Below are 20,000 nucleotides of genomic sequence, written 5' to 3' on the forward strand. Positions count from 1 at the left end.
AAGCAAATGGATCGACGGGTGCGCTGCTCCTCCACCATTGAAGTCTCGGCGACGCATCCCGTCATCGTCCATCGCTAAAGGCAGCGTATTGAATTATGGGAGCGGTCGCGCCCGCCCCACCATAGCGATACAGCAAGACAATCAAAAAAGCCGGTCTTTGCTTGGCCCCAAATCTTTTCTCCTTTCGTGAACGCTGAGCTGCCAAGCTGCTACAGTTCACCTCGCGGGGCAACCGTGCACAACACAGGAGTTGCCCGAGCGATACATTCTTCACTTGCCGCTTATCAGCGCTGGTGATTGCACTTTGCAGCCTGCCTCCGGACCCGCAGCGCTCACGCTGTTGGTTTTGCGCCTGCAGGCGTCGGAAGTCGGATCGCCGCAGCTAATTTCCTCAGGCGGACGAATTCAACAAATCGATTGTTTGGATCGAAGGCATCCACACCATCGATGCCTCTAGAATATGATCCAGCTACAATCACCGTGCTGTAATGGCAGGGACGGCCAGCACAAGCGCGACACGATCCGGCGGGTCCATCGCTGCGTTACGTATTCATGGCTACTGCATCGGGCGCTCGGTCGACCGCCTTAAGCCAGGTCGCCGCATTGCGAGACGGTGACCGGCGAGGGAGAGGGCGCTCTGGCAACGAAGCGAGGCGGGTGGCCTTGCGGGTGGCCGCGTGATGTCATCCGGCTCTCCTGCCGATCTCTGCCGGCCAGATCTGGAGCAACTGTTTTGCATAGATATGGCTCTCTTCAGGGGGCCATCTATGATGGGAGCCGAGCGCGTGTTCGAGCCGGGGAACAGGCTGCGCATGCACTGTGCCCACCTATTGCGATCGTGCTAACCTTGGTTGTTCGGACTTGCCGTTAAAGGCAAGCGACAGATTGAAGTTATGCTGCACCATCTGATTGCCTGGCTCGTTTTCGAGAGCTCGCCGATACAGGGCCTGTGCCGCGTCATGCCGCCCCTCAATGTCCAAAATCACGCCCTTCGCATTCAATGCACGTACGTTTCCTGGGGCTGCAACCAAGACGCTGTCGAGCACCTCAACCGCTTCGTGCGGGCGCTTCTGGCCCACCAAGGCATTTGTAAGTCGTATCGCCGCATCAACATTGTCCGGGTGCTGCTTCACCTCATCCCGCAAAGCCCGCTCTTGAACATCCTGACCAACTTCGCGCAAAATGCGTTCGCGCATAGCCGGATCGATTTGATCGGCGCTGAGCAACTCGGGGGAAGATGTCTCCTGCACGGAAAGAGCCGGCTTTTGCCAGCTGGCGCAACCGCCCAAAGGCAGAATGGCGAGTACGGCAAAAAGAAGTGAGTTCCGGCGCAGAAACATAGGCGATGGAGAAACTGTATTACTATTCATGTTATCTCTCAGTTATCGGGGAGGCGCGTGGCGTTCAGTTAGGAAAGGTGGGACTACTCTAACAATCCGCTGTTCGATCCGTGCGGGAGTGTGACGGATCCTGCGGGGCGAATTGTAAAGTCGGAGGCGAGGTCTTGATAAGACAGCACGGCGAGATCAACCCCGTTTCGCGTCAGAAAGCCGCGGACGAAACGTCGGACATCCATCGACGTCAACAGAATAGGGCGGGTTTGACCCGGTTCTGCGTTCGAAAGGACCTGACGTATCTGTGATAGCATCGCTTCGCTTTGCCGATCCTCCAGTGCGAGATAGGGGCCTGCATCCGAATCTCGAACCGCGCCACGCATCACATCCTCGCTCTCGCGCTCGACGACCAGGGCGGACACGATGCCCTCCGTGTTGGCATGGCGGTGGCAGATCTGTCGCTTCAAACCAGAACGGACATATTCCGTCAGCAGGGCAACGTTCTGCTCACGCTCGCTCCATTCGGCCAATGCCTCCAACACGAGACGGGTGTGGCGGATTGGGATACCTTCCTCCAGGAGGCGGCGCAGAACATCGGCAATCCGAGGAATCGGCGTCGTGCGTAGCACCTCTTTCACAAGCTCAGAATATTCCTGCTCCATTCGGCCCAGGAAATGTCGGGTCTCTTGGATGCCCACCAATCGCGGTGCGTAGCGGGTCAACGCTGCATGGACGCGCAAGGCGAGGAGTTCGCCGGGAGCCCTATGCTCCGTGCCGGCGCCCGTAAGGGCCTTTGCAGGGGTATGTTCAACCGGGAGTCTGTCCGTTTTCGGCTCACGTCTAAGGGGGACACCGCTCGAGTCGACGTGCGCTACATCGGCTCGGAGCGCCATCTGGTTTGGATCTAAGGCGTCCTGTTCGACTGGCACGCCCTCGACATCAATTCGGAATTGCGATTCAGGCAGCTGCTCGTCAACCAAGACAGGGATGCGAGGAACGATAATGCCCAGATCGGCTGTGACCAGGAGCGAAACGCGCCCAATATGTTTTTGCAATTCGGCTTGATCGACCGCCTGCATAAGATCTGGCGCTAGAAAAAATGCGATCGGGAATTCCTTCGCAGGCGCGGCTTGCTTAGGCTCCGCTGCAGTTCCACCTTTCGCATCGGCAGTGCCGGCGCCCAGCACATCAGCCTTGACAATGCTTACCGCAGCGAACACTGCGGCCAGCATCAGAAAGACGGGGAGGGGAAACCCAGGAACGAACCCCATTACAACCAGGACGCCGGCCGCCAGTCGCAAGGCTCGAGTGCTGGCCGTGAGCTGACTGACCATTTCTGTACCGAGGTTGATCCTCGCCGTCCCAGTCACACGGGTGACGATGGTCGCCGCAGTAATGGAGAGCAGAAGGGCCGGAATCTGCGATATCAATGCATCGCCTATCGTCAGCAGAGTGTAGTGATGCAGTACCTCGCCGAAGGACATGCCCTTGGAGAGCAGGCCGATCGAAATTCCACCCAGCATGTTGATGCAGATAACCACCAGCCCGGCGATGGAATCGCCCTTCACAAATTTCATCGCGCCGTCCATCGCGCCATAGAGTTGGCTTTCCTTCTCCAATTCGGCGCGCCGCCGGCGGGATTCGTTGGCATCGATGTGGCCGTTGCGTAGCTCTGCGTCGACCGCCATTTGCTTGCCCGGCAGAGCATCCAGCGTGAAACGCGCCGCCACTTCTGCCACCCGTTCGGCACCCTTCGCGAGGACCATGAATTGCACCATGGTGACGACCAGAAATATGACGAAACCCACCACGATATTGCCTGAAATGACGAAATCGCCAAAAGTATGAATAATGCTGCCGGCCTCCCCCTCGGCCAGGATCAGTCGCGTCGTTGCGACCGTGAGCGCGAGACGGAATACAGTGGAAATCAAAATAACGCCGGGCAAAGAGGAAAAATCAAGTGGAGTACTGACATACAGGGCAACCATCATCAGCAGTATGGCCAACCCCATATTGAATCCTATCAGGGCGTCGACCACCACGACCGGGATAGGCATGACCATCATCGCGACAGCCAGAAGCAGCATCAACGCAACCATTAAATCCGGGCTGGCCGGCGCACGCTTGATGAAGTCACGCAGGACGTTGGCCATCGAGACACCTTTGCAATCGGTTGAGACTTACTCTGCTGTTACGCCATGAAACGTGGCTTTCGAACTCCGAAGGCGCCTCAGCCTTGGCCAGCGCGTGACCCTGCATGAGAGCCACAAGCAGGCGCGAAATGGCTGGGCAGCAAATGTTTCCAACGCAGCCAGCTTGTCAGCACCGAGCGCGACAGGATGTTTGGCTGGCCATAGAGTGCTGCTTGATGGGGCCTGCGAGCTTTCAATATTGGAGAGCAGCAATGCGGCCATTCCTGCTCAGCAGCACACGGCTGTCCTCAATACGTTCGACCACCCATCCATCAGCCAAAATGGCGCCGACAAAATACTTCTCGCTGTCGATGACAATATATGGTTGGACCCCATGCCACACAGCTTCGACCGCGATTGCGGATGGCGCCTTCTCCTCTTTGATGAGCACTCCGTTCACCAGTGTTAGAGTACCCTTGGTGCGACGATCGAACGATTGCTGAAGCTTCTGCCAACTGATGACCGATTCAGACGTGACGGTGCCTTCGGCGGTCACAACACCCTTTGCCGACCCAATCTTGACGTCGAGAAGACCCGCTCGATCGACTTCCTCCTGCAGCTCTTGGGCCGCTGCCTCCGTAAGTTCATTGTCAGCGCGGTGACTGATCGTTCTGGACGCGACTTCAGCCCGAAGTGAATTGGGGCTCGATCCACTTGCATTGCCAAGATAGGAGATCGTGCCTGAAAGCGCGCCGATCCCGAGTGAGCTGATTATGACCATGGCGAGCACACCGATCGGTAGGCGCGGTATGCCGGTCGAACCAGGCGGCTCTGCATCCTGCACGGACAAAGCAATGGACATCTCGCCTACGAGCAGGACGACAGGAAGGGGCACAACAACGGACTGGCCTGCGGCGATATTCCGGTTGCCCTCGATACTGAGTCCGGGTGCAAGCGCCTCCAGTTCGATCGACTTGCCAAGAAGAGTTACACGAAGGTGATGCGGTGCCAGTCCCTGCTCGACAAAGACCAAATCGGCATCGAAGCCGCTGCCGATTAAACACTTTTGAAGATCCGTCTTGCCGGTCAGACCGCAATAGTGCCCCGAACGCACTTCGAAACGGAGGGAAACGGCGTCATCCACAGAGCATCTCTCAAACAGGATAGAAGCCGCATGGCAATTGCCATGCGGCTCATTTCGGGACTACGTCGCGTCAATAAGGAGACGCGCTAGGGGGCAGTCTAAAACCCGCTTCCGACATTACGAAACGCGTTCGTCGGCGGCCTTCTTGATGGTCTGGAGATTGGTCGTTAGAGTGCGCAACTGGACACTCCTTTTCGTCGCCTCCAAGCTAACATTGGTTAGTTCCTGCACTTGCGCCTGAAAAGCAGTAGCATCAGCTCCGCTTGTATTGCCGGGAGTGCCACTGTTAGTTTTATCGGTATTGCCGGCGCTACTGGTATTGGTATTGCCTGATTTTTTATTATTATCAACTGCAGCCATGATCATTCCTTTTTCTGTTGGAGTTGTGCCGTCAATAACGGCCTGTATGACCTCACGCCGGATTTCCCGCGTCAGGCATCTTCTGTGTCATCCAAAGCTTCATCGGCCTCAGCCATCGCATCGTTCGCGAATTGGAACGCGAACGATCGCAGGATACTTTGGAAGGCTTCACTTTGTGCTGCAGACTGTGAGTTGTCTTGAAGTTGATCATTTGAAACGGTCCGGTTATCCGCCCGATCGTTCCCGCCAGCTGCCTTGCCATCATTCCCACCAGCTGGCTTGCCATCATTGCCATCAGCCGGCTTGCCATCACCAGAATGCTCGGATTTCGAATCCCCATGGCCCTTTCGGATCAAGGAAGTCCCGAGGTTGCCAACTCCACTCCCAATTGCTGCTATCATCAGGTACTCCGGCATTTGCCATTGGCGGCGACGTGTTAAAGGTTAGCCTCGATCAAGCTAAGGGCGGGAGCTTTCGAGAACCTGACGGCTTTTGACAAAAACCGGCCAGCGCAAAAACGTATGCTCTGCAGGATGTTGCTCTCGCATCGAACAGTCGACCACGATCTCGGCTGTTCGGCCAATCCCGCCGTCCACGCATGCCGCGACCGAATGGCAGCCGCAGCAGCTCGTTTGCATCCTCGATGCTGTGGTGTCGAACAGGAGACACGGTCCACGTGCTGCATGACCGCAATGACCGTATTCTTGCTGGCTCCACGGGCGCACGCAACGAGCAGGAACTCGGTCTTTGCATCACCATTCTCTCGCCTGCACATCACGGCCCGGCGCGGTGAGCTCATTGGCTTCGAGAAGGTCGGCGACCGTACGAACATGGGATGGTCTGCCGGCTTTGGGAGGCCGGTGCGGATCCTCTTCTCACCATATCGAAAGCTTGAAGCGGTCGGATTTTCTTGCCCTGTTCGTGAGAACTCCCATCGTCAGCTAATCGTCAGCCAAGCGGTCTATCTAGGCCGGCCGTGCCTGACCTTCGGATCCAAAGGTCCCGTCTCGACACTTTTTGTAACTATAGATCGAAATGGTCCGCGTGATACGCAACGCACACGCTTCTCTGAAGCAAATGTGTGACTTTGTCGGTGGCGAACGAGAGGAGTGACGCATCAATAAAATCGTCAGGCACGTGTCTAGGAAGGGGAGCTAGCCGAGTTGGTCTGATTTCATTCGCTGTTCCTGGAAATCGGCGGACTGAAGCGCTGATAATCTCAGGACATCGATGGCAACGTTGCGAAAGTCCTGTGAGCTCGGGCCAATCTTGGCCTGCTACTGAGAAGCACTTTGGCGGGAACATTACGCCGTCGCGGGTCTGGCTGACCGTGACGTTAACCGAAAGATGCCGCTGGTCTCGTCAGCCGCCAGCACAATAGCAGCACATTCTCGCCTACTACGGAGACGCAATATGAAGGGCATTGGCCGACCACGGAAATCGCAGGCTGAAACTGGAGCCAGCCGCGCGGGGCGGGCGAGCAGTTCCCTTTCGCAATCAAGTCTTGCTGCGGGAGAAGGTGGACAGTCATTCGATTCCGTTGTGGAGCAGATGCGCTCTGGGGACGCCGATAGGAGGCCCTCCTCCCTTCCAGTTGCGCGCGGTCCAGGCGATGCCCGCGAAAGTCTGCCAGGCGCCTCGATTGGCGAAGATCAAATCCTGAACACACCGCCACGTGGAGCCGCTGCGCCACCACGCGGAACCGTAGCGCCACGTGGCGCAGCCGCAAGGCGGCGCGGTTCTCCCTCCATGTCTGAGGGCGAAGCCATGGCGCCGGTCGGTAGCCAACTATCAACCGCGCAGGTGGAAGGCACCAGCTCATCGTCAAATAAAGATATCAGTCCGACACAGCTCAGAATGAACAGTCTTGTTCAACAACTGACTGATTGCGAGGCTGCGGCCAGGAAAACCGACGTCCCCGAGGAGGCGGTGGAGCTGATCAGTGGGGTCGTCGATGCAGCCTCAGCAATTCTGGAGTACCGCGCTAGCCTGCCTGCGGCTGAGGCGCAGACAATTATGCCAGACGACAAGGTGCGTAGATGTTGCCAGATCGTGTGCGACGCCGCGAATGAAGTAGACAAACTTGGCCTGTCGACGATCACGAAATTGGACAAAAAGACCAAGAAAGCGGCAGGTATGGTCGATAAACTCTACTCCTACTCCCAGGCGGACCGGCAGGAGCTGTTGATTTTAAATGTGGAGAACCACCATACGGCGGCAATTAAGTGGTGGGAAAAAAAGGCATGGCGCTCCGAACGGCAGCGATCCGCCTGCGCTGCCACCGCTAGCCTATCCAGTGGAACGCCCGTGATGCGGGAAGCCGAGCGGTGCGCACTGCGGCTGCGTGCCGGCTCGGTACTGAGTGTCAGGATCTGGCTGGTCCGTGAGCGGATCGGTCTTGCGCGGGCCAAGATTGAACTGCGGGCGAGCAGGTTCGAGCCAGATTTGAAGGAACTCCTCGTCGGTCGAAATGGAGTGGTGCAGCTGATGGCAAGCGCCGCTCAAGAAGCTCTTCGCGCCCTCTCTTTGGCGAAGGGCATAATGGATGATGGCAAAACACTCAACGCTCATGATTGCGCGGTTGTAGAAAAAATCATGGAGCGGCTTTCGGATTTTGGATTGGCGTTGCACGAGGTGCATACCAAGCTAAGCCATACCTACCCAGATGCCGGCCTCCCATTGAAACTGTTCGAACGGATCGTGGACGATGCATGGATCACTGCGCACGATGCCATGCACTTGTTGAACCTGCAGTCTCCGCCGTCAGCCATCATGGCGCCACAGGCCCAGGCGGGCGCTGCGATGCCGGCCAGGGCAGGCGCTGCGATACCGGCTGACACTGCTGGTACGGCTGCAGTGTCAGAAGGCACTACAGCGCGAAGGAAAGGGAAGTCAAAGCATAAGTCGGCAGCTCGCGCCGGGACTTCTGCCGCCGGGCAGCCATCAACACCAGTCGCTGCGAACGCCGGCACAGTGCCAGCAGCCAAGGTTCTCGCGCGCTCGGATCAAGTTGCGAGTACACAGGTGAGAGCGCAAGAGGTGGCTGCGAGTTCGTCGGGGGCAGGCTCGACAATCGGGGGCGCCGCGTTGTCAATGGAGGTATTGACGGAGCGGCTCAAACGATTGGACGAACTTTTGCAGTTCGATCTGGCCGGTCAGCAAAGCGTCGTCTCCCAAGTGCGCCAGATGAAGCCTGAGGAGGCCGGTAAGGTCGTGGACGATGTGGCCCAGTACCTGCGAGCCCAGGCCATTGAGATGCAAACCTGTCTCGCCGGGTTGCAGGGGCGTAATGTACGCCTGCTACTCACCTCCACCCAGCTACCCAAAGTGCACGAACGCACAGACCAGCTCAAAGGGTTGCTGAACATGGTGCTGGGACAGGCCAACGCATTGAATGAAGGAAAAGCCGGCATTACGACTGATTGCATGAAGACCTACGCATTTCCGGCGCAAAAATACCTGGAACATTTGTGCAATGCCGACGAATTGATGCCGCCGGAGGCACCGGTCGCGCTGCGTGGCGAGCCAGGAAAGCTGTTTGAGATGAAGCTGCAGCCCAAGATGCTGGTCAATGGTGCGATGCCGAGCCCGATGTGGGTGCACATCCACACGAGTCGCCCCGTCATGGCCAGAAACTTGGAAGGGCTGGCTGATTCCGAATTCACCGCTTGCCACGTTAAATCCAACGAACAGCGCGGCTACAATCGAGAGCGAGAGGAAGCCGATGCTAGGTCCGGTCGCGAGAAGGTCATAATTCATCGCGGCAAACTCACCCCCGCTTTCTGTAAGTCCTTGTTGACCTCAGGGCTTGGCCGCCAACCACGCCATTCGCGTGCCGAGCTCCCGTCGGCGCAGGCTGCATGACAGGGCACTCAGAATGCGGCCGGCCACGCTGTGAGTCAGCGAGCATTTCTCCTGGCCAAACCGCGAATGCCGCTGCGCGAGTTGCGGTCCGGCGATTGGAGTCGATCGGCTACCGTCAGGGCCGATTTGCGATGTCGCGTTACCGGCTGTTGACGTGGCGGCGTATCTTGCCTCCCATCCAACTTATCGCCGAGATCGCGCCGCCAAGATCGAGGCGGAAGGTCTTCCTGCGAGCGCGGAGCAGGCATAGCCGATCCGATCGGGATCGGCGCATCGCAACGACCCAACGGTGTGGTGGAGAAAATTGGATTCGGGAGAGCTCGGTTCCAAGAGGCGGAGTTCCGGCCCGAATACAATCCGCTCGCAAGCACCCACGATGCGCATCCGCAGTTTATTGTCTGGGAGATGGGCTGGATTGCTCGGCGGCGCTGGCGCTAAGGCGGGGCTGTCGCCGGACAATTAGCATTCACTGCCAACAGCCTTGCAACCGTCACCAGTTGCAAGGCTCGGCGGCGGGTCGACAAATCACATGAAATCGTCGTCGGACCCGCTATCGCTGCTGTCGCTATCCTCGGTTTTGTGGAGATAGAGTGGAGGTTTGCCTGCACGCTGCCACTCACCGGCACTGTTCTTCGTCCATTTGTCGGGATGCTGCGTAGGGTCAAGCACCAGGTCGCCATGATCCACTTCAACAAACCCCATCGTCTGCGCGCGCGCTTGTGCTTCCGGATTAGCCGCACGCCAATTCAGCAACGGTCGGTCGCCGTCTATCCGAAGTTGATGCTCCAGCAGAATATCGCCCGCATTTTCGACGAGCGGATGGGCGACTTGAAGATCCACTATGGAAGTGACCTCAGTTCGACCAGGAAATTGTTCCCGCCAACTTTCCGATTCGAACTCGTTCATGCTGAATCCGCCTTCCATTCTCAGCAGTCCGGCACTCCGGTCTCCCAATTGGTAACTGAAATATCGCGCGTGCTCCGTATCTCGACGGATGCCATATTGCTGAGCAACGTCCGCGGTGCGCCTGGCTCGTGACGATACGAACTCCGAATACTCTTGAGGATTGTCGGCGATGTGCGTGATTTCATCACCATGAAATTGCCTCACCTGTCTCCTGAAGGAAGTCCTGTTGATCTCCACCACAGGAGGTCGGGAATTGAGGGAGTATGCTTGGGGAGCCGCCGATGATGAGGCGCCGCTACCTTCCGATCCGGATAAGTGCATTCGGGCAAATGTGTCCGCGAACCCTTCGCTTCCTGCATCCGATTGCTCGCCGGCATTATGCGCGCGGTAACTATCGGATGAGCCACCAATTCGACCATACATGACGATTCGTACTCCTATGTTTCGCAACCGAGCTCAAGTTAGCACGGCTGTTCAACATAGGGCGCTTAGTTGACGACTAGCTGACGAGGGCATTCCAACGGCTGCACCAATCAAATCCGCACTGCCGGCCTCAAAACCTCGGACTGCGCCACGCACCGGCCAGCAGAGGCTGCAAGGTCATGCCCGGAGGACTTGCCGTAGTTGCTGGGTGGCAGATCCGAGGGGAGTGATTGCCCCAGGCCCGCGGTTGCGCGGTTGGCCTGACAGAGACACTGGGGCACGGATGGCCAGCCGACATTTGCCACTAGCATGGAGCCAGGTCAGTTTTGAACTGGGCAGTCGTGGACTTCCATGACTAGGCCAAGCCTGCGGCAAAGAATGCTTTCGCGACAGGCTGGAAATATTGCATAGGAACCGCGTGGCCGAGTTTTGTAGTGCCTATCAGCTGACGCGCTAAGACATGGTCATGGACGATCGTCAGGCGTAGTGCCCGCGCCTCGCTCAACACATGTGAAACGCGCTCACCTTCGGCACGGCAAACTAAGAACGGCACCCCGGTTTCACCGCGAACGTAACGCAGACCGATCAGGACCGCCCTTCCTGTTAAGACCAGCGTGGCGCGATGCACGCCAAGCGCAGGCTCGTCGGCCGCCTCCTCGCGGATGCGACGCTGTTCACCTTTCAACTCTGGCGCTCCTTGCTGATCCTTCGACTCGCGCGTCACTTCGGTATTGGTCATGCGCATTTCGCGCAGATACAACGCGCGCTGGAGCAGAAGATCGATCAGTCCGCCGACCAGCAGTGCGCCGGCGCCAATTCCCATCAGCAATTTTGTCTCCATAAAGATGAGGCCAACACAGCCCATGCCGCAGATCGGCAGAGGGACCATTGTCTTCCACATCCCGAGAAGGACAATGGAAAAGGTTGCGCTGAGAACCAATACCTTGAACATGGTCTTGCAGACTTCGACCATGGAACGAGCAGACCCCAAGCGCTTCAGCCCTTCAAAGGGGTCAATTTTCTTAAAGCTGAGCTTCATCGGCTCCAGAGAGAAGACAAATCCACCATTGGCTAGCAGGCTGGCCAAAATCACCGCGGCGACAAGGGTTCCAAGCAGCGGGCCAACAGCCGCGACTGTGAGTTGGACGAGCACAACCAATGCCTGCGGCACCGCGGTATCGAAAGGTAGGCTCTGCAACTTGGTGGCTAATAGGAGCGCTTCCCGGCATTTGTCCTCGATCACGCTGCCTCTTAGCCAAAGGTAGCCGAGCCCAGCGCAAGTCCCGACCGCGCGGACGAAATCGGAGCTACGTGGCAGCTGTCCTTTTTTGCGCGCTTCACTTAACTTCTTCGGGCTGGCGGCGTGTGTCTTCTCTTCACTTGTGTCGCTCATGGCAGCAATTTGTCGAACCACTCCAGCACGCCGTTGGCACGTGTGACCTCCAGTTTCATGCTCTCCACCAGATAGGCAGCGTAGGTGACCATGAGAACTGGAAAGACAATGTTCTTGATTGCCGGAGACAGTTGGCTCGCCTTAAATTGCGGGGCAAAGCGACGCAGCAGCATCATCGATATATCAATCAGTATCAGGAAGAACACGACAGGCCCCGAAACCAATAATGCCGTGCGCATTATGCTGTCGAGAAGCCCCAACAACTCCATTGCTCCTGGCCCGCTCAGTGTCGGGTGAAACTGATACACCGGCCAGATCAAGTAGCTGCGGTACAGGACACTGATCAAAGTTTCCAGGCCTCCTGATCCGACGAATATGGCAATCGCAGTGATCCCCAGAAAAACGCCCATCGCGGAAGCCTGACTGTTCGTCGCGGGATCGGCCGAAGCGGTCGGGCTGCTGATGCCGCGTTGGTTGTCGATAAGCTCCCCGGCAGCCTGAAGGCCCCAAAGCGGAATGCCAAGAAAAGTGCCAAGGAGTACACCGACAAAAACTTCCTTGAATCCGAGCAGGGTTAGCTGGATCAGGCGCGTATCAGGATCCAGCGCCGGCAATCCGCCGCTGACGTGTGCCAGGCATGGTAGTGCGAAGCCAACAGCCAAACAGCCCCGGATCAGCCCACTGATCTGCGAGCGTGTGAATACGGGAAAGATCAGCATGATGCCCATCGCGCGGGCTGCCCCAAGACCTGCCGCAACGACGAGTTCGAAAGCCGTCTGGATCAGAATTTGAATATCGGCCGATGGCGCGTCCATGGGGCGGACTAGTAGCTAAGTGTCATTGCGGGAAACTCGGTGAAGATCTGATCGGCTAGCTCTATGAGCGGGGCGCTTAGCACAGGAGCAAACAGCCCAATCACCGCGACAACGACCAGAAGCTTCACGGTGAGCGGCAAGCTTTCATCCTGGATCTGCGTCGCCGCCTGGAGGATGCCGATGACGAGGCCGACAACCACTGATGCAATGAGCGGCGGTAGAATCCAGATCATGAAAACCACCAGTGATTGGCTCATAAGAGTAATGATGCTGGATTCAGTGATGATCAGCCTCCCGGTAACGTATAACTCAGCACAAGCCCATGCATCAATTTTGACCAACCATCAATGGCAACAAACAAGAAGATCTTGAACGGAACAGATATAACAGTTGGTGAGACCATCGACATACCCATTGCCATCAAGATAGTTGTCACTATCAGATCTATAACAATAAAAGGCAGATAAAGTAGAAATCCTATCTCAAATCCGCGCTTCAATTCTGATAGCAAGAAAGATGGTACAAGTATTGCAAAGTCATCAGGCGTGGCTGCAGCGTGCATTTCCTCTGGCCAGACCTTTTCTGTCGAAGATAGGAAAAATCGCCGCTGCTCTTCATTTGTGAATTTCTTGAGATGCTCGCGCAAGGGCTCACTTCCGGCTTTAGCGGCGCTTACCCAGTCGTCGAATGTCTGATAGTGGAGCTTGGGATCCGACATGCGGTCATAGGTCTGCTCAGCAACGGGCGCACTAACGAACATAGTGAGGATCATCGCCGCGGCGTACAGCACCACATTGGGTGGTATGGTCTGGGTCCCGAGCGCATTGCGGACGAGGAAAAGAACAATTGATACCTTTACAAAGGCCGTTGTCGTGGCAACTGCTAAAACCAGCAGACCGAGTCCGGCGGTAACCGCAAGAAGCGCCAGGATTGTCGGCTGAGCTTCACTCATTGCATGCAAACCCGCCACGGAGCCTGATGCCCAGCTCTTCTCCGATGCGGACAATGTCGCCACGCCCGATACGCTGACCATTGGCCACTATGTCGACCGGGCCGTCGATCGGCCATCCAAGTTCAAAAATATGCCCTTCGCCGGCACTTCTTAATTCCCCAAGAGAAATAGGCCAGCGGCCGCATTCAAAGACAAGCACGATCTCGACATCGTCGAGATCCTTAGTAAGCTCCAGTTGCGATCCGGGTTGTGTCATATGCGCACTCTCCAAAGGACACGGTCGCGGGCGGAAAGGCCCCCGCAAGATTAATTCATCGCCGTCAAGATCCGCCTCGGCGCACAACTGGCCGACAGCTAGGGTGATCTGGCCGCGGCCGAACGGCGCAATATCGGGCAACAATGCATCACCGACACATGCGCTTCGAAGAAGCGCCGCAGGAAGGCGAAGCGTGCCGACCTCTCCTGCAACAATGAGCGGGAGCTCTGGAGGCAGCCCGCCCAGCTGCCGCGGCAACTGGGCAAGCAGTTCGCCTAGCGCGCGAAACGCAGGCGGTACTAAGCCGTCAAGTGGCGTGAACAGGAATAGACGGCCCTTGCCCTTGACCGCGCCGAAAATGATGTCGAGTTCAAGATGAGGAGCCAGCATCGTGGCTTCGCATACCCGCACGAGTTGCACGTTCAGACGCGTCGTCTCCTCCAGTCGAGTGACAAGCGGCTCCAGAGCGAGTTCGAGAATTAGCGAAGCAGTTGGCTCGGAAGGGAAGGCCAAGCCGTTCTGCACTGTCGTGATGAACTCCTCTACGAGCGGGCGCGACAGTGACAAGATGACCGTTTCGGCTCCCACTCTCCAGACGCAGTCAAGCATCGGAATGGCAGCAGGTTCCTGCTGCCAGACAAGCCCTGCCGTTCGCACCGATAGCGGCACCTCGTTGATCCGGCTTTGAAACGGCGTGCGCGGCGCTGCTGTATCATTGAGCCACGAGACAACCGTGTGGGACAGTTTCAGAACTGGTTCGAACATGGCGGGTGTGACCGCAGCGCCTATCAAAGACTGCACGGTCGTGTCATTCGGACGACCTCTTGCGACCGTCGGATCCGGTTGCGCGGCATTTAGGCAAGCGACCCCCTCGCATATTTCAGCAGTATCTCATCGTCGGCCTCGATCTCGGCTGCGGCCTCCGAATGAGTCTCGACGGCGCGCCGCACGTCGTCCTCGATTTGTTGCCATTTGTCCCTTGCCGCCGAACATATGACCCATAGCTCCCTCGTCCTGGACGCCGCCATCTCAGCCTCCTCTTGAGCGATTTGGGTATCATCAAGCATCTGCCGTCTGGAATTGATCTCAGCGGCAAGTTGTTCAGTGTGAAGGCGGTGACGGTCGAGCGCTGCGCTAGACAAGTTGTCGAGTGACATCAGATGCTGATAGAGCGCTGCTTCTTTTCTTGAACAATGTTGCTGTATCATTGCAAGCTCCCTAGAGGCATTTTGTACGGCTGAGGCGGCCACATCGCGCTGGGCTTCCTTCTTGGACAGCTCGCCAAGGGCACGACGCTCTTGCATTTCCTTCAGAAGCCGTATACTCGAAGACTGAATCCAGTTTACGCGGTCAGACGCGACATCCATGCGACCGTCTCCTCGAAATCTGACGCGTCATCTTCGCTCTGGCGCAGAAACTCCCTCAGTTCGTCGATTGACGCGACAGCCCGGTCAGTCAGGGGATCTCCACCTGGCTTGTATTCGCCAACATTGATCAAGAACTCGGTCTCGGCATAGCGCGACAGGAGCTCGCGGAAAATGGATGCTGCCTTGCGATGTGTCCCCGAAACGACTGCATCCATGACGCGGCTGCGACTCTGCAGCACATCAATAGCGGGGAAATGCGATCGCGCCGCAATAGCGCGTGAGAGGATGACATGGCCATCGAGAATACCACGCGATTCCTCGGCGATTGGATCACCCGTGCCATCACCCTCTACAAGCACCGTATAGAAGGCCGTGATTGAGCCCCGCTCACCCATGCCGGCGCGCTCGAGCAGGCCTGGCAGCATGCCAAAAACGGAAGGAGGAAAGCCCCGTCGCGTCGGCGGCTCACCCGCAGCAAGGCCTATTTCGCGCATAGCGCGGCAGAAGCGCGTCAGCGAATCCAGCATGAGAGCAACGCGTAGGCCTTGATCGCGGAAATATTCCGCGAGCGCAGTCGCCATTGGAGCGCATTGCGCACGCTCTACCGCCGAGCGGTCGGATGTTTCAACCACGACGACCGTACGGAGAAGGCCCTCTTCACCAAGATTCCTTTCGATGAATTCACGAACTTCCCGTCCACGTTCGCCTATGAGCGCCACTATGACGACGTCAGCGGCGGCACCCTTTACGATCTGTGACAACAGCGTCGACTTGCCACCACCTGGCTCGCCATAAATCCCGATCCGCTGGCCCTCGCCGCACGTCAGCAGACCATCGAGGACACGGACCCCAAGCGGGAATGGCCGCTCAATCATGCGCCTCGTCATCGGATTGGGGGCTCTGCCATGCAGGGGCCGAGTTTCGACGGTCTTGATTTCGCCTTTGCCGTCCAATGGGCGGCAACGACTGTCGATCACGCGACCGAGCAAATCGCCGCCGACGGGCACCTCACGCATTCGGCCAGTGGCCACGACCTCTGCGCGGCTGGATAGGCCCACCAAGTCCCCGATCGGTGTCAGCAATACACCATCACCCGACAGGCCGATCACCTCGGCCTCGAGCGACAGCCCGGTTCGCGGGTCCTCTAGGAGGCAAAGTTCCCCAATACGAGTGTCTGGCAAGACGGCATGAACCAGTGTGCCGATAGCCCGCGTGATCCGACCGCGCACCGCACGCGTGTCAATTCGCTTGGCCGCAGCCCTCAAAGACGAGATTGCTGGAACGAGAGCTCGAGTGTGGGCGTCAGCGTTATGTTCTGGGACGGGCTTTCTCATAGCTCGCCTTTCTCACAGAGCGTCCCGAAACCAAGGCGCAGCGCGCGCATCTGGGCGTCAAGTCCAAGGTCAACATTGCCGTACTCGCTCCACAGCACGCAGCGTTGCGGCGACAATGTCGGGTCGGGCTCGATCCGCACCCTTGGTCGACCATCCTGGCCGTCGCATCGAGCAAACTCTCGTGCAAGCATGTCGACTTGCATGGGAGAAACATGAAGGCAAACGTCGGCGCCGCTGTATTGACACTCTATGGCGTGACGAACAGCCCTCACCAATAGCTCGCCCGGATCGAAAGCGCCGATAAGATCGCTCAATATTTCCATCACGAGCTGCGGCAATTCCTGCTCCAGAGCCGCCTTTCGTCGCGCGATTTCGGAGATTGTCTCCGCAATCAACCCTGCCATCTCCTCGGTGCCTGCATTCGAGCCCTCCATGTGGCCGCGCGCCCACGCCCGCTGGTAAACCGCGCGTGCCCAGTTTCGAACGCGCTGCCGATGCCGTTCTGCCGCGGCAAGGGCTTGCGCGGCGCTGTGCCAGGTTTCGAGCTCGCTCGCGGGTATCAGTGGTCCGACTGGACGCATCTGCGGCGCTATTGGCCCCTCGGAAAGTTCGACTGTCATTTCACCGGGGTCTCTGTCTCAAAATGAGCTACTACAAGTGAAAGCAATTGGCCGGCGGCGGTCCAATGCTCATGTGCTGGAGTCTCCGCGGCAGTCCCCTCGGGCAATCGAAGAAGCACGCGGTTACGCTCGGTCGCTGAACTGTCCTGGAGCCAAGCTCCAAGACATGCGTGTCCATCGTATTCGATTTGCTGAGCGAGTTTTTCTGGGTCCGAGATCAGTCTTTTGTCAACAGCATGCAGCAGGTGTCGGATTCCGAATGCGTGTGCATCCACGCCGATGCGTTTAACAAGGATGGCAAGCTCAGGCTGAGAGACAAACGCGACCAGCGAACGGGCATGCCAGATACTACCAGCAAGAAGGGTCGCTCGATATGGATCATGCCCGCGTAGAAGGTCCGGCCTGCAGCCGATGTGGTTCAGATCCACGTCATCGTTGCCCAGCAATTCTGCCAGCCTTGGATGCAGTCTGGAACACTTCTGCAACTTCACTAACGTTTCGGCCGATAACGCTGGATCAAGACGCGCCGCAAGACGGGTTGGATGGGCCGAAGCCGCAAGCTCGCTCGCGCCCGGAAAGTGCGGACCATCAGGTCGGGCGGTCTGTATAGGCATTGGCAATGAGATGTCACCCACGTCCAATTGCAGGCATTCTTTTGCGAATGGCCTCGACAGCAGAAGCATCCCGGCGCCCCTCGACCTTGGAAACGCCGGTTGATTGCTTGCGCCGACGCGTAACAACGCCGATCAAGAGATAACAGGCCACGGCGAATACGGCTGCGGCAAAACCTGTTACGGTCGCCAGAAGTGGCGCAGGAAGAGGTAGTGATGCTTGTGGCAAAACAGCAGTCGGATCGGGCCGTTGCTCGTGTGCGGAACGTTCTACCGGCACCAAAACCACTTCCACCTTATCGTAGGACAGGCCTTCGATGCTGTCGGCTACAAGCATCTTTATCTTTGGCAGCAGAGCCGCGACATTTGTTTTTGCGTCGTGCCTGATAAACACCGAGGCCGAGGATGGCGTGGCACCGGCTCGCACAAGGTCGTTATGCGGCAGCACGACGTGAACACGTACAGAAAAAACGCCATCGATATCGCTGATCGTCCGCGACAACTCTTCGCTCAGGGCATACACGTAACGGGCACGCTCTTCGGTCGGCGAGGCAATCAGGCCTGATCCTTGGAATATCTCACCGAGGTTCTTGAAGGATTGGCGCGGCAGCCCCTTGGCGTTCAGAAGGTTGATTGAGAAGGCGAGCAGCTTTTCGTCAACCTGGATCGTGCTGGTTCCATCCTTGGCGACCACCCGGATCGCGGCGACCCCGTTGTCTTCAAGAAGTGCGAGCATTTCATTTGCCTCACGCTCTTGCAATTGCGTGTAGAGGTCGGCTTTGCAAGCAGTGAGGGCGACGAGAACTGGCAGCATGACAAGTCTAACCGACCGCCACCCTGACAGGCCACGCATGATTTCGCCCTCGGCCAAGCCAATCATGCGCGCGGTTCAGCCTTCCTTCAAAAGTTTATTCACGGATGATGTGACGCCGCTGACGCCTTTGGAGATAAGCGCCACCTGGGTGACGCCGTTGTAAACATCCCGAAGACCAGCCATCATCGTTTCGAAGTCTTGCCCTTGTTGGGGAATGCCCGAGATTCCGGTTCCCGCCTCACCTGGAACGGGAAGCTTCTGCGCCGGTCCCGGTAGAGCGCCCTTCGAAAGGGCTATGTCATGGTCGAGCGCGGGGAAGGAAACAGTGTTGTGTGGATATAGGGAGGAAATCGTCTGCAACACGCGATCGCCCATGCCGCTCGTCGGCGCAGCCGCGCGCTGAACATCCATCGCCGCAGCAACTGGCGCCGCACTCGCTGGCCCCGCGGCGGCATCGTTTTTCAGCGAGTCGGCTGCATGCCCTAAGGCGCGCTCAAACTGGGCCTGCTCGACAATCGACGGTGATCCGACCCTGGGGAGGCCAGCCGTTAGAGTGGCAGAGATCGACGTGACAGGCATCATCATGTAAGGACTCGGTTGCTCTCTCTGACCGGGCGAGCCCCGCCCATTCATCACCCGGTGTCGGCGCAACACTCCTAGGGGGGCAAGCTGACAACAAGCTGACTAACGGCGGCGTCATTTCGACAATCTAAAATCTCTTCGGCAATTTAGTCACTTGTGATGATTTCAGCGTTTGGTTTATCAGTGCGACATGCCGAGAACGCTTATCCAACCCGTCACCCTGCATGTTTTGAGACTTCTTTGTGCCGGGTTTTTTCTGTCCACCGGGATTCACCCGGCGCATGCAGTCCCGCTGTCCCTTCCGGCGACACCCTATAGATACACGGTTCTGGATCAGGAGCTCGCTGCAGCGTTGCAGGAATTCGGCAACAACCTGAATATCAGGGTCAACATCAGTCCTGCGGTGAAGGGGCGAATTCGCGGACGTATGCCTGATTTGCCACCGCGCGCGTTCCTCGACCGCTTGACGAACCTTTACGGTCTACAATGGTACTATGACGGCCTTGTGCTCTATGTGTCTGCTGCACAAGAATCGCAAACTCGAATGCTTTTGATGACGTCGATTCGCTTCGATGCGTTCAAGGGGGCTCTCGACAAGCTTGATATCTCCGACGAGCGCTATGTGGTCAAACCCGTGCCAGGCAATGGCCTCGTCTTCGTTTCCGGTCCACCGCGCTTCGTCGCACTCGTGGAGCAGACCTTTAACGGCTTGGTGGCGCAGGCGCAGGCGCAGACTCACATAGCGGCAACGCCAAAGGAATCAGTGCTGATCTTGTTTCGCGGCTCCTCCACTACGGTCGTTCGCGACGGACGACCGGATGCTTCTTATTCTTCTGACATCCCACAACAGGATAGCGTTGGCGGGAAGCCTGAGCTGGGCAAGAAATGAACATTGAGGATTTCCCGCAGCTCTGAAGAACATGACTGCGGCTACCCCTTTGTGAACTCTTCGCAAACTCGTCAGTTTCTCGAAAGCTAATCCGCTCATGATGAGTCCCGGCAGCTCTCGCGGTGACTCCGGCCATTGTGTTGGACCGAACCTTGGAGCCGGCCCGGAACACAGCAATTGAAGGCAGGGCAGGCGCATTCGTGA

The 20,000-nt window shown here is 57.6% G+C and carries 19 protein-coding genes; 2 read left to right on the top strand and 17 right to left on the bottom strand.

What is annotated here, in order from left to right:
- Positions 1 to 827 precede the first annotated feature (827 nt).
- From EN991_RS00415 to EN991_RS00435, 5 genes are all read right to left on the bottom strand, one after another.
- Complete coding sequence (locus EN991_RS00415) at positions 828 to 1,370, bottom strand: tetratricopeptide repeat protein (RefSeq protein WP_082826568.1); 543 nt, start codon at positions 1,368 to 1,370, stop codon at positions 828 to 830.
- Positions 1,371 to 1,423: 53 nt separating this feature from the next.
- Positions 1,424 to 3,487 (bottom strand): type III secretion system export apparatus subunit SctV, encoded by a 2,064-nt coding sequence (sctV, locus tag EN991_RS00420; protein WP_063169272.1) that lies wholly within the window; start codon positions 3,485 to 3,487, stop codon positions 1,424 to 1,426.
- 232 nt (positions 3,488 to 3,719) lie between these two features.
- On the bottom strand, positions 3,720 to 4,610 hold the full coding sequence (locus tag EN991_RS00425) for a hypothetical protein (protein WP_024505382.1): 891 nt from the start codon (positions 4,608 to 4,610) through the stop codon (positions 3,720 to 3,722).
- A 117-nt stretch (positions 4,611 to 4,727) separates the two neighbouring features.
- Positions 4,728 to 4,970, bottom strand: coding sequence for a nodulation protein NopA (locus tag EN991_RS40580; RefSeq protein ID WP_224570034.1), 243 nt, complete (start codon positions 4,968 to 4,970; stop codon positions 4,728 to 4,730).
- A gap of 71 nt (positions 4,971 to 5,041) precedes the next feature.
- Positions 5,042 to 5,371, bottom strand: a complete 330-nt coding sequence (locus EN991_RS00435) for a hypothetical protein (RefSeq protein WP_081714433.1) — start codon at positions 5,369 to 5,371, stop codon at positions 5,042 to 5,044.
- A gap of 1,348 nt (positions 5,372 to 6,719) precedes the next feature.
- Here EN991_RS00435 and EN991_RS00440 point away from each other — a divergent pair.
- Positions 6,720 to 8,834, top strand: a complete 2,115-nt coding sequence (locus tag EN991_RS00440) for a hypothetical protein (protein WP_224570035.1) — start codon at positions 6,720 to 6,722, stop codon at positions 8,832 to 8,834.
- A gap of 525 nt (positions 8,835 to 9,359) precedes the next feature.
- Here EN991_RS00440 and EN991_RS00445 read toward each other — a convergent pair.
- The 12 genes from EN991_RS00445 to EN991_RS00500 form a co-directional block, all read right to left on the bottom strand.
- Entirely contained in the window at positions 9,360 to 10,163 is an 804-nt protein-coding gene (locus tag EN991_RS00445; protein WP_024505378.1) for a hypothetical protein, read from the bottom strand.
- Positions 10,164 to 10,518: 355 nt separating this feature from the next.
- Positions 10,519 to 11,556 (bottom strand): EscU/YscU/HrcU family type III secretion system export apparatus switch protein, encoded by a 1,038-nt coding sequence (locus tag EN991_RS00450; RefSeq protein ID WP_024505377.1) that lies wholly within the window; start codon positions 11,554 to 11,556, stop codon positions 10,519 to 10,521.
- Positions 11,553 to 12,371, bottom strand: coding sequence for a type III secretion system export apparatus subunit SctT (sctT, locus tag EN991_RS00455; protein WP_063169270.1), 819 nt, complete (start codon positions 12,369 to 12,371; stop codon positions 11,553 to 11,555). The genes EN991_RS00450 and sctT overlap by 4 nt, the downstream gene beginning before the upstream one ends.
- Before the next feature lie 8 nt (positions 12,372 to 12,379).
- The gene (locus EN991_RS00460; protein WP_024505375.1) at positions 12,380 to 12,655 is read right to left on the bottom strand and encodes an EscS/YscS/HrcS family type III secretion system export apparatus protein; all 276 of its coding nucleotides are present in this window, start codon (positions 12,653 to 12,655) and stop codon (positions 12,380 to 12,382) included.
- Between the two features lie 2 nt (positions 12,656 to 12,657).
- The gene (gene sctR, locus EN991_RS00465; RefSeq protein WP_029354851.1) at positions 12,658 to 13,323 is read right to left on the bottom strand and encodes a type III secretion system export apparatus subunit SctR; all 666 of its coding nucleotides are present in this window, start codon (positions 13,321 to 13,323) and stop codon (positions 12,658 to 12,660) included.
- Entirely contained in the window at positions 13,316 to 14,344 is a 1,029-nt protein-coding gene (gene sctQ / locus EN991_RS00470) for a type III secretion system cytoplasmic ring protein SctQ (RefSeq protein ID WP_095769044.1), read from the bottom strand. Before sctQ ends, sctR begins: the two co-directional genes overlap by 8 nt.
- A gap of 89 nt (positions 14,345 to 14,433) precedes the next feature.
- Positions 14,434 to 14,946 carry a hypothetical protein gene (locus tag EN991_RS00475; protein ID WP_063169269.1) on the bottom strand — a complete coding sequence of 171 codons (513 nt, stop codon included), beginning with the start codon at positions 14,944 to 14,946 and terminating at the stop codon, positions 14,434 to 14,436.
- Entirely contained in the window at positions 14,922 to 16,280 is a 1,359-nt protein-coding gene (gene sctN, locus EN991_RS00480) for a type III secretion system ATPase SctN (protein WP_063169268.1), read from the bottom strand. Before sctN ends, EN991_RS00475 begins: the two co-directional genes overlap by 25 nt.
- Positions 16,277 to 16,900 (bottom strand): type III secretion system stator protein SctL, encoded by a 624-nt coding sequence (gene sctL / locus EN991_RS00485; protein WP_024505371.1) that lies wholly within the window; start codon positions 16,898 to 16,900, stop codon positions 16,277 to 16,279. Before sctL ends, sctN begins: the two co-directional genes overlap by 4 nt.
- On the bottom strand, positions 16,897 to 17,583 hold the full coding sequence (locus tag EN991_RS00490) for a nodulation protein NolU (RefSeq protein WP_210326671.1): 687 nt from the start codon (positions 17,581 to 17,583) through the stop codon (positions 16,897 to 16,899). The genes sctL and EN991_RS00490 overlap by 4 nt, the downstream gene beginning before the upstream one ends.
- Positions 17,528 to 18,391, bottom strand: coding sequence for a type III secretion inner membrane ring lipoprotein SctJ (sctJ, locus tag EN991_RS00495; RefSeq protein WP_024505369.1), 864 nt, complete (start codon positions 18,389 to 18,391; stop codon positions 17,528 to 17,530). Before sctJ ends, EN991_RS00490 begins: the two co-directional genes overlap by 56 nt.
- 9 nt (positions 18,392 to 18,400) lie before the next feature.
- Positions 18,401 to 18,910: a nodulation protein NolB gene (locus tag EN991_RS00500; protein WP_024505368.1), complete on the bottom strand. Its 510-nt coding sequence runs from the start codon at positions 18,908 to 18,910 to the stop codon at positions 18,401 to 18,403.
- A gap of 187 nt (positions 18,911 to 19,097) precedes the next feature.
- On the opposite strand from EN991_RS00500, the gene EN991_RS00505 reads away from it, so the two are divergent.
- On the top strand, positions 19,098 to 19,796 hold the full coding sequence (locus EN991_RS00505) for a secretin N-terminal domain-containing protein (protein ID WP_024505367.1): 699 nt from the start codon (positions 19,098 to 19,100) through the stop codon (positions 19,794 to 19,796).
- Positions 19,797 to 20,000: the final 204 nt, after the last annotated feature.

The organism is Mesorhizobium sp. M7A.F.Ca.US.005.03.2.1, from assembly GCF_003997795.1.
Lineage (GTDB): Bacteria > Pseudomonadota > Alphaproteobacteria > Rhizobiales > Rhizobiaceae > Mesorhizobium > Mesorhizobium ciceri.

Excerpts from the sequence above, each read along its gene's own strand:
- EN991_RS00415 (WP_082826568.1), bottom strand. The coding sequence starts at position 1,370 with ATGAATAGTAATACAGTTTCTCCATCGCCTATGTTTCTGCGCCGGAAC.
- sctV (WP_063169272.1), bottom strand. The coding sequence starts at position 3,487 with ATGGCCAACGTCCTGCGTGACTTCATCAAGCGTGCGCCGGCCAGCCCG.
- EN991_RS40580 (WP_224570034.1), bottom strand. The coding sequence starts at position 4,970 with ATGGCTGCAGTTGATAATAATAAAAAATCAGGCAATACCAATACCAGT.
- EN991_RS00435 (WP_081714433.1), bottom strand. The coding sequence starts at position 5,371 with ATGATAGCAGCAATTGGGAGTGGAGTTGGCAACCTCGGGACTTCCTTG.
- EN991_RS00440 (WP_224570035.1), top strand. The coding sequence starts at position 6,720 with ATGTCTGAGGGCGAAGCCATGGCGCCGGTCGGTAGCCAACTATCAACC.
- EN991_RS00445 (WP_024505378.1), bottom strand. The coding sequence starts at position 10,163 with ATGTATGGTCGAATTGGTGGCTCATCCGATAGTTACCGCGCGCATAAT.
- EN991_RS00450 (WP_024505377.1), bottom strand. The coding sequence starts at position 11,556 with ATGAGCGACACAAGTGAAGAGAAGACACACGCCGCCAGCCCGAAGAAG.
- sctT (WP_063169270.1), bottom strand. The coding sequence starts at position 12,371 with ATGGACGCGCCATCGGCCGATATTCAAATTCTGATCCAGACGGCTTTC.
- sctR (WP_029354851.1), bottom strand. The coding sequence starts at position 13,323 with ATGAGTGAAGCTCAGCCGACAATCCTGGCGCTTCTTGCGGTTACCGCC.
- sctQ (WP_095769044.1), bottom strand. The coding sequence starts at position 14,344 with ATGTTCGAACCAGTTCTGAAACTGTCCCACACGGTTGTCTCGTGGCTC.
- EN991_RS00475 (WP_063169269.1), bottom strand. The coding sequence starts at position 14,946 with ATGGATGTCGCGTCTGACCGCGTAAACTGGATTCAGTCTTCGAGTATA.
- sctN (WP_063169268.1), bottom strand. The coding sequence starts at position 16,280 with ATGAGAAAGCCCGTCCCAGAACATAACGCTGACGCCCACACTCGAGCT.
- sctL (WP_024505371.1), bottom strand. The coding sequence starts at position 16,900 with ATGACAGTCGAACTTTCCGAGGGGCCAATAGCGCCGCAGATGCGTCCA.
- EN991_RS00490 (WP_210326671.1), bottom strand. The coding sequence starts at position 17,583 with ATGCTTCTGCTGTCGAGGCCATTCGCAAAAGAATGCCTGCAATTGGAC.
- sctJ (WP_024505369.1), bottom strand. The coding sequence starts at position 18,391 with ATGATTGGCTTGGCCGAGGGCGAAATCATGCGTGGCCTGTCAGGGTGG.
- EN991_RS00500 (WP_024505368.1), bottom strand. The coding sequence starts at position 18,910 with ATGATGATGCCTGTCACGTCGATCTCTGCCACTCTAACGGCTGGCCTC.
- EN991_RS00505 (WP_024505367.1), top strand. The coding sequence starts at position 19,098 with ATGCCGAGAACGCTTATCCAACCCGTCACCCTGCATGTTTTGAGACTT.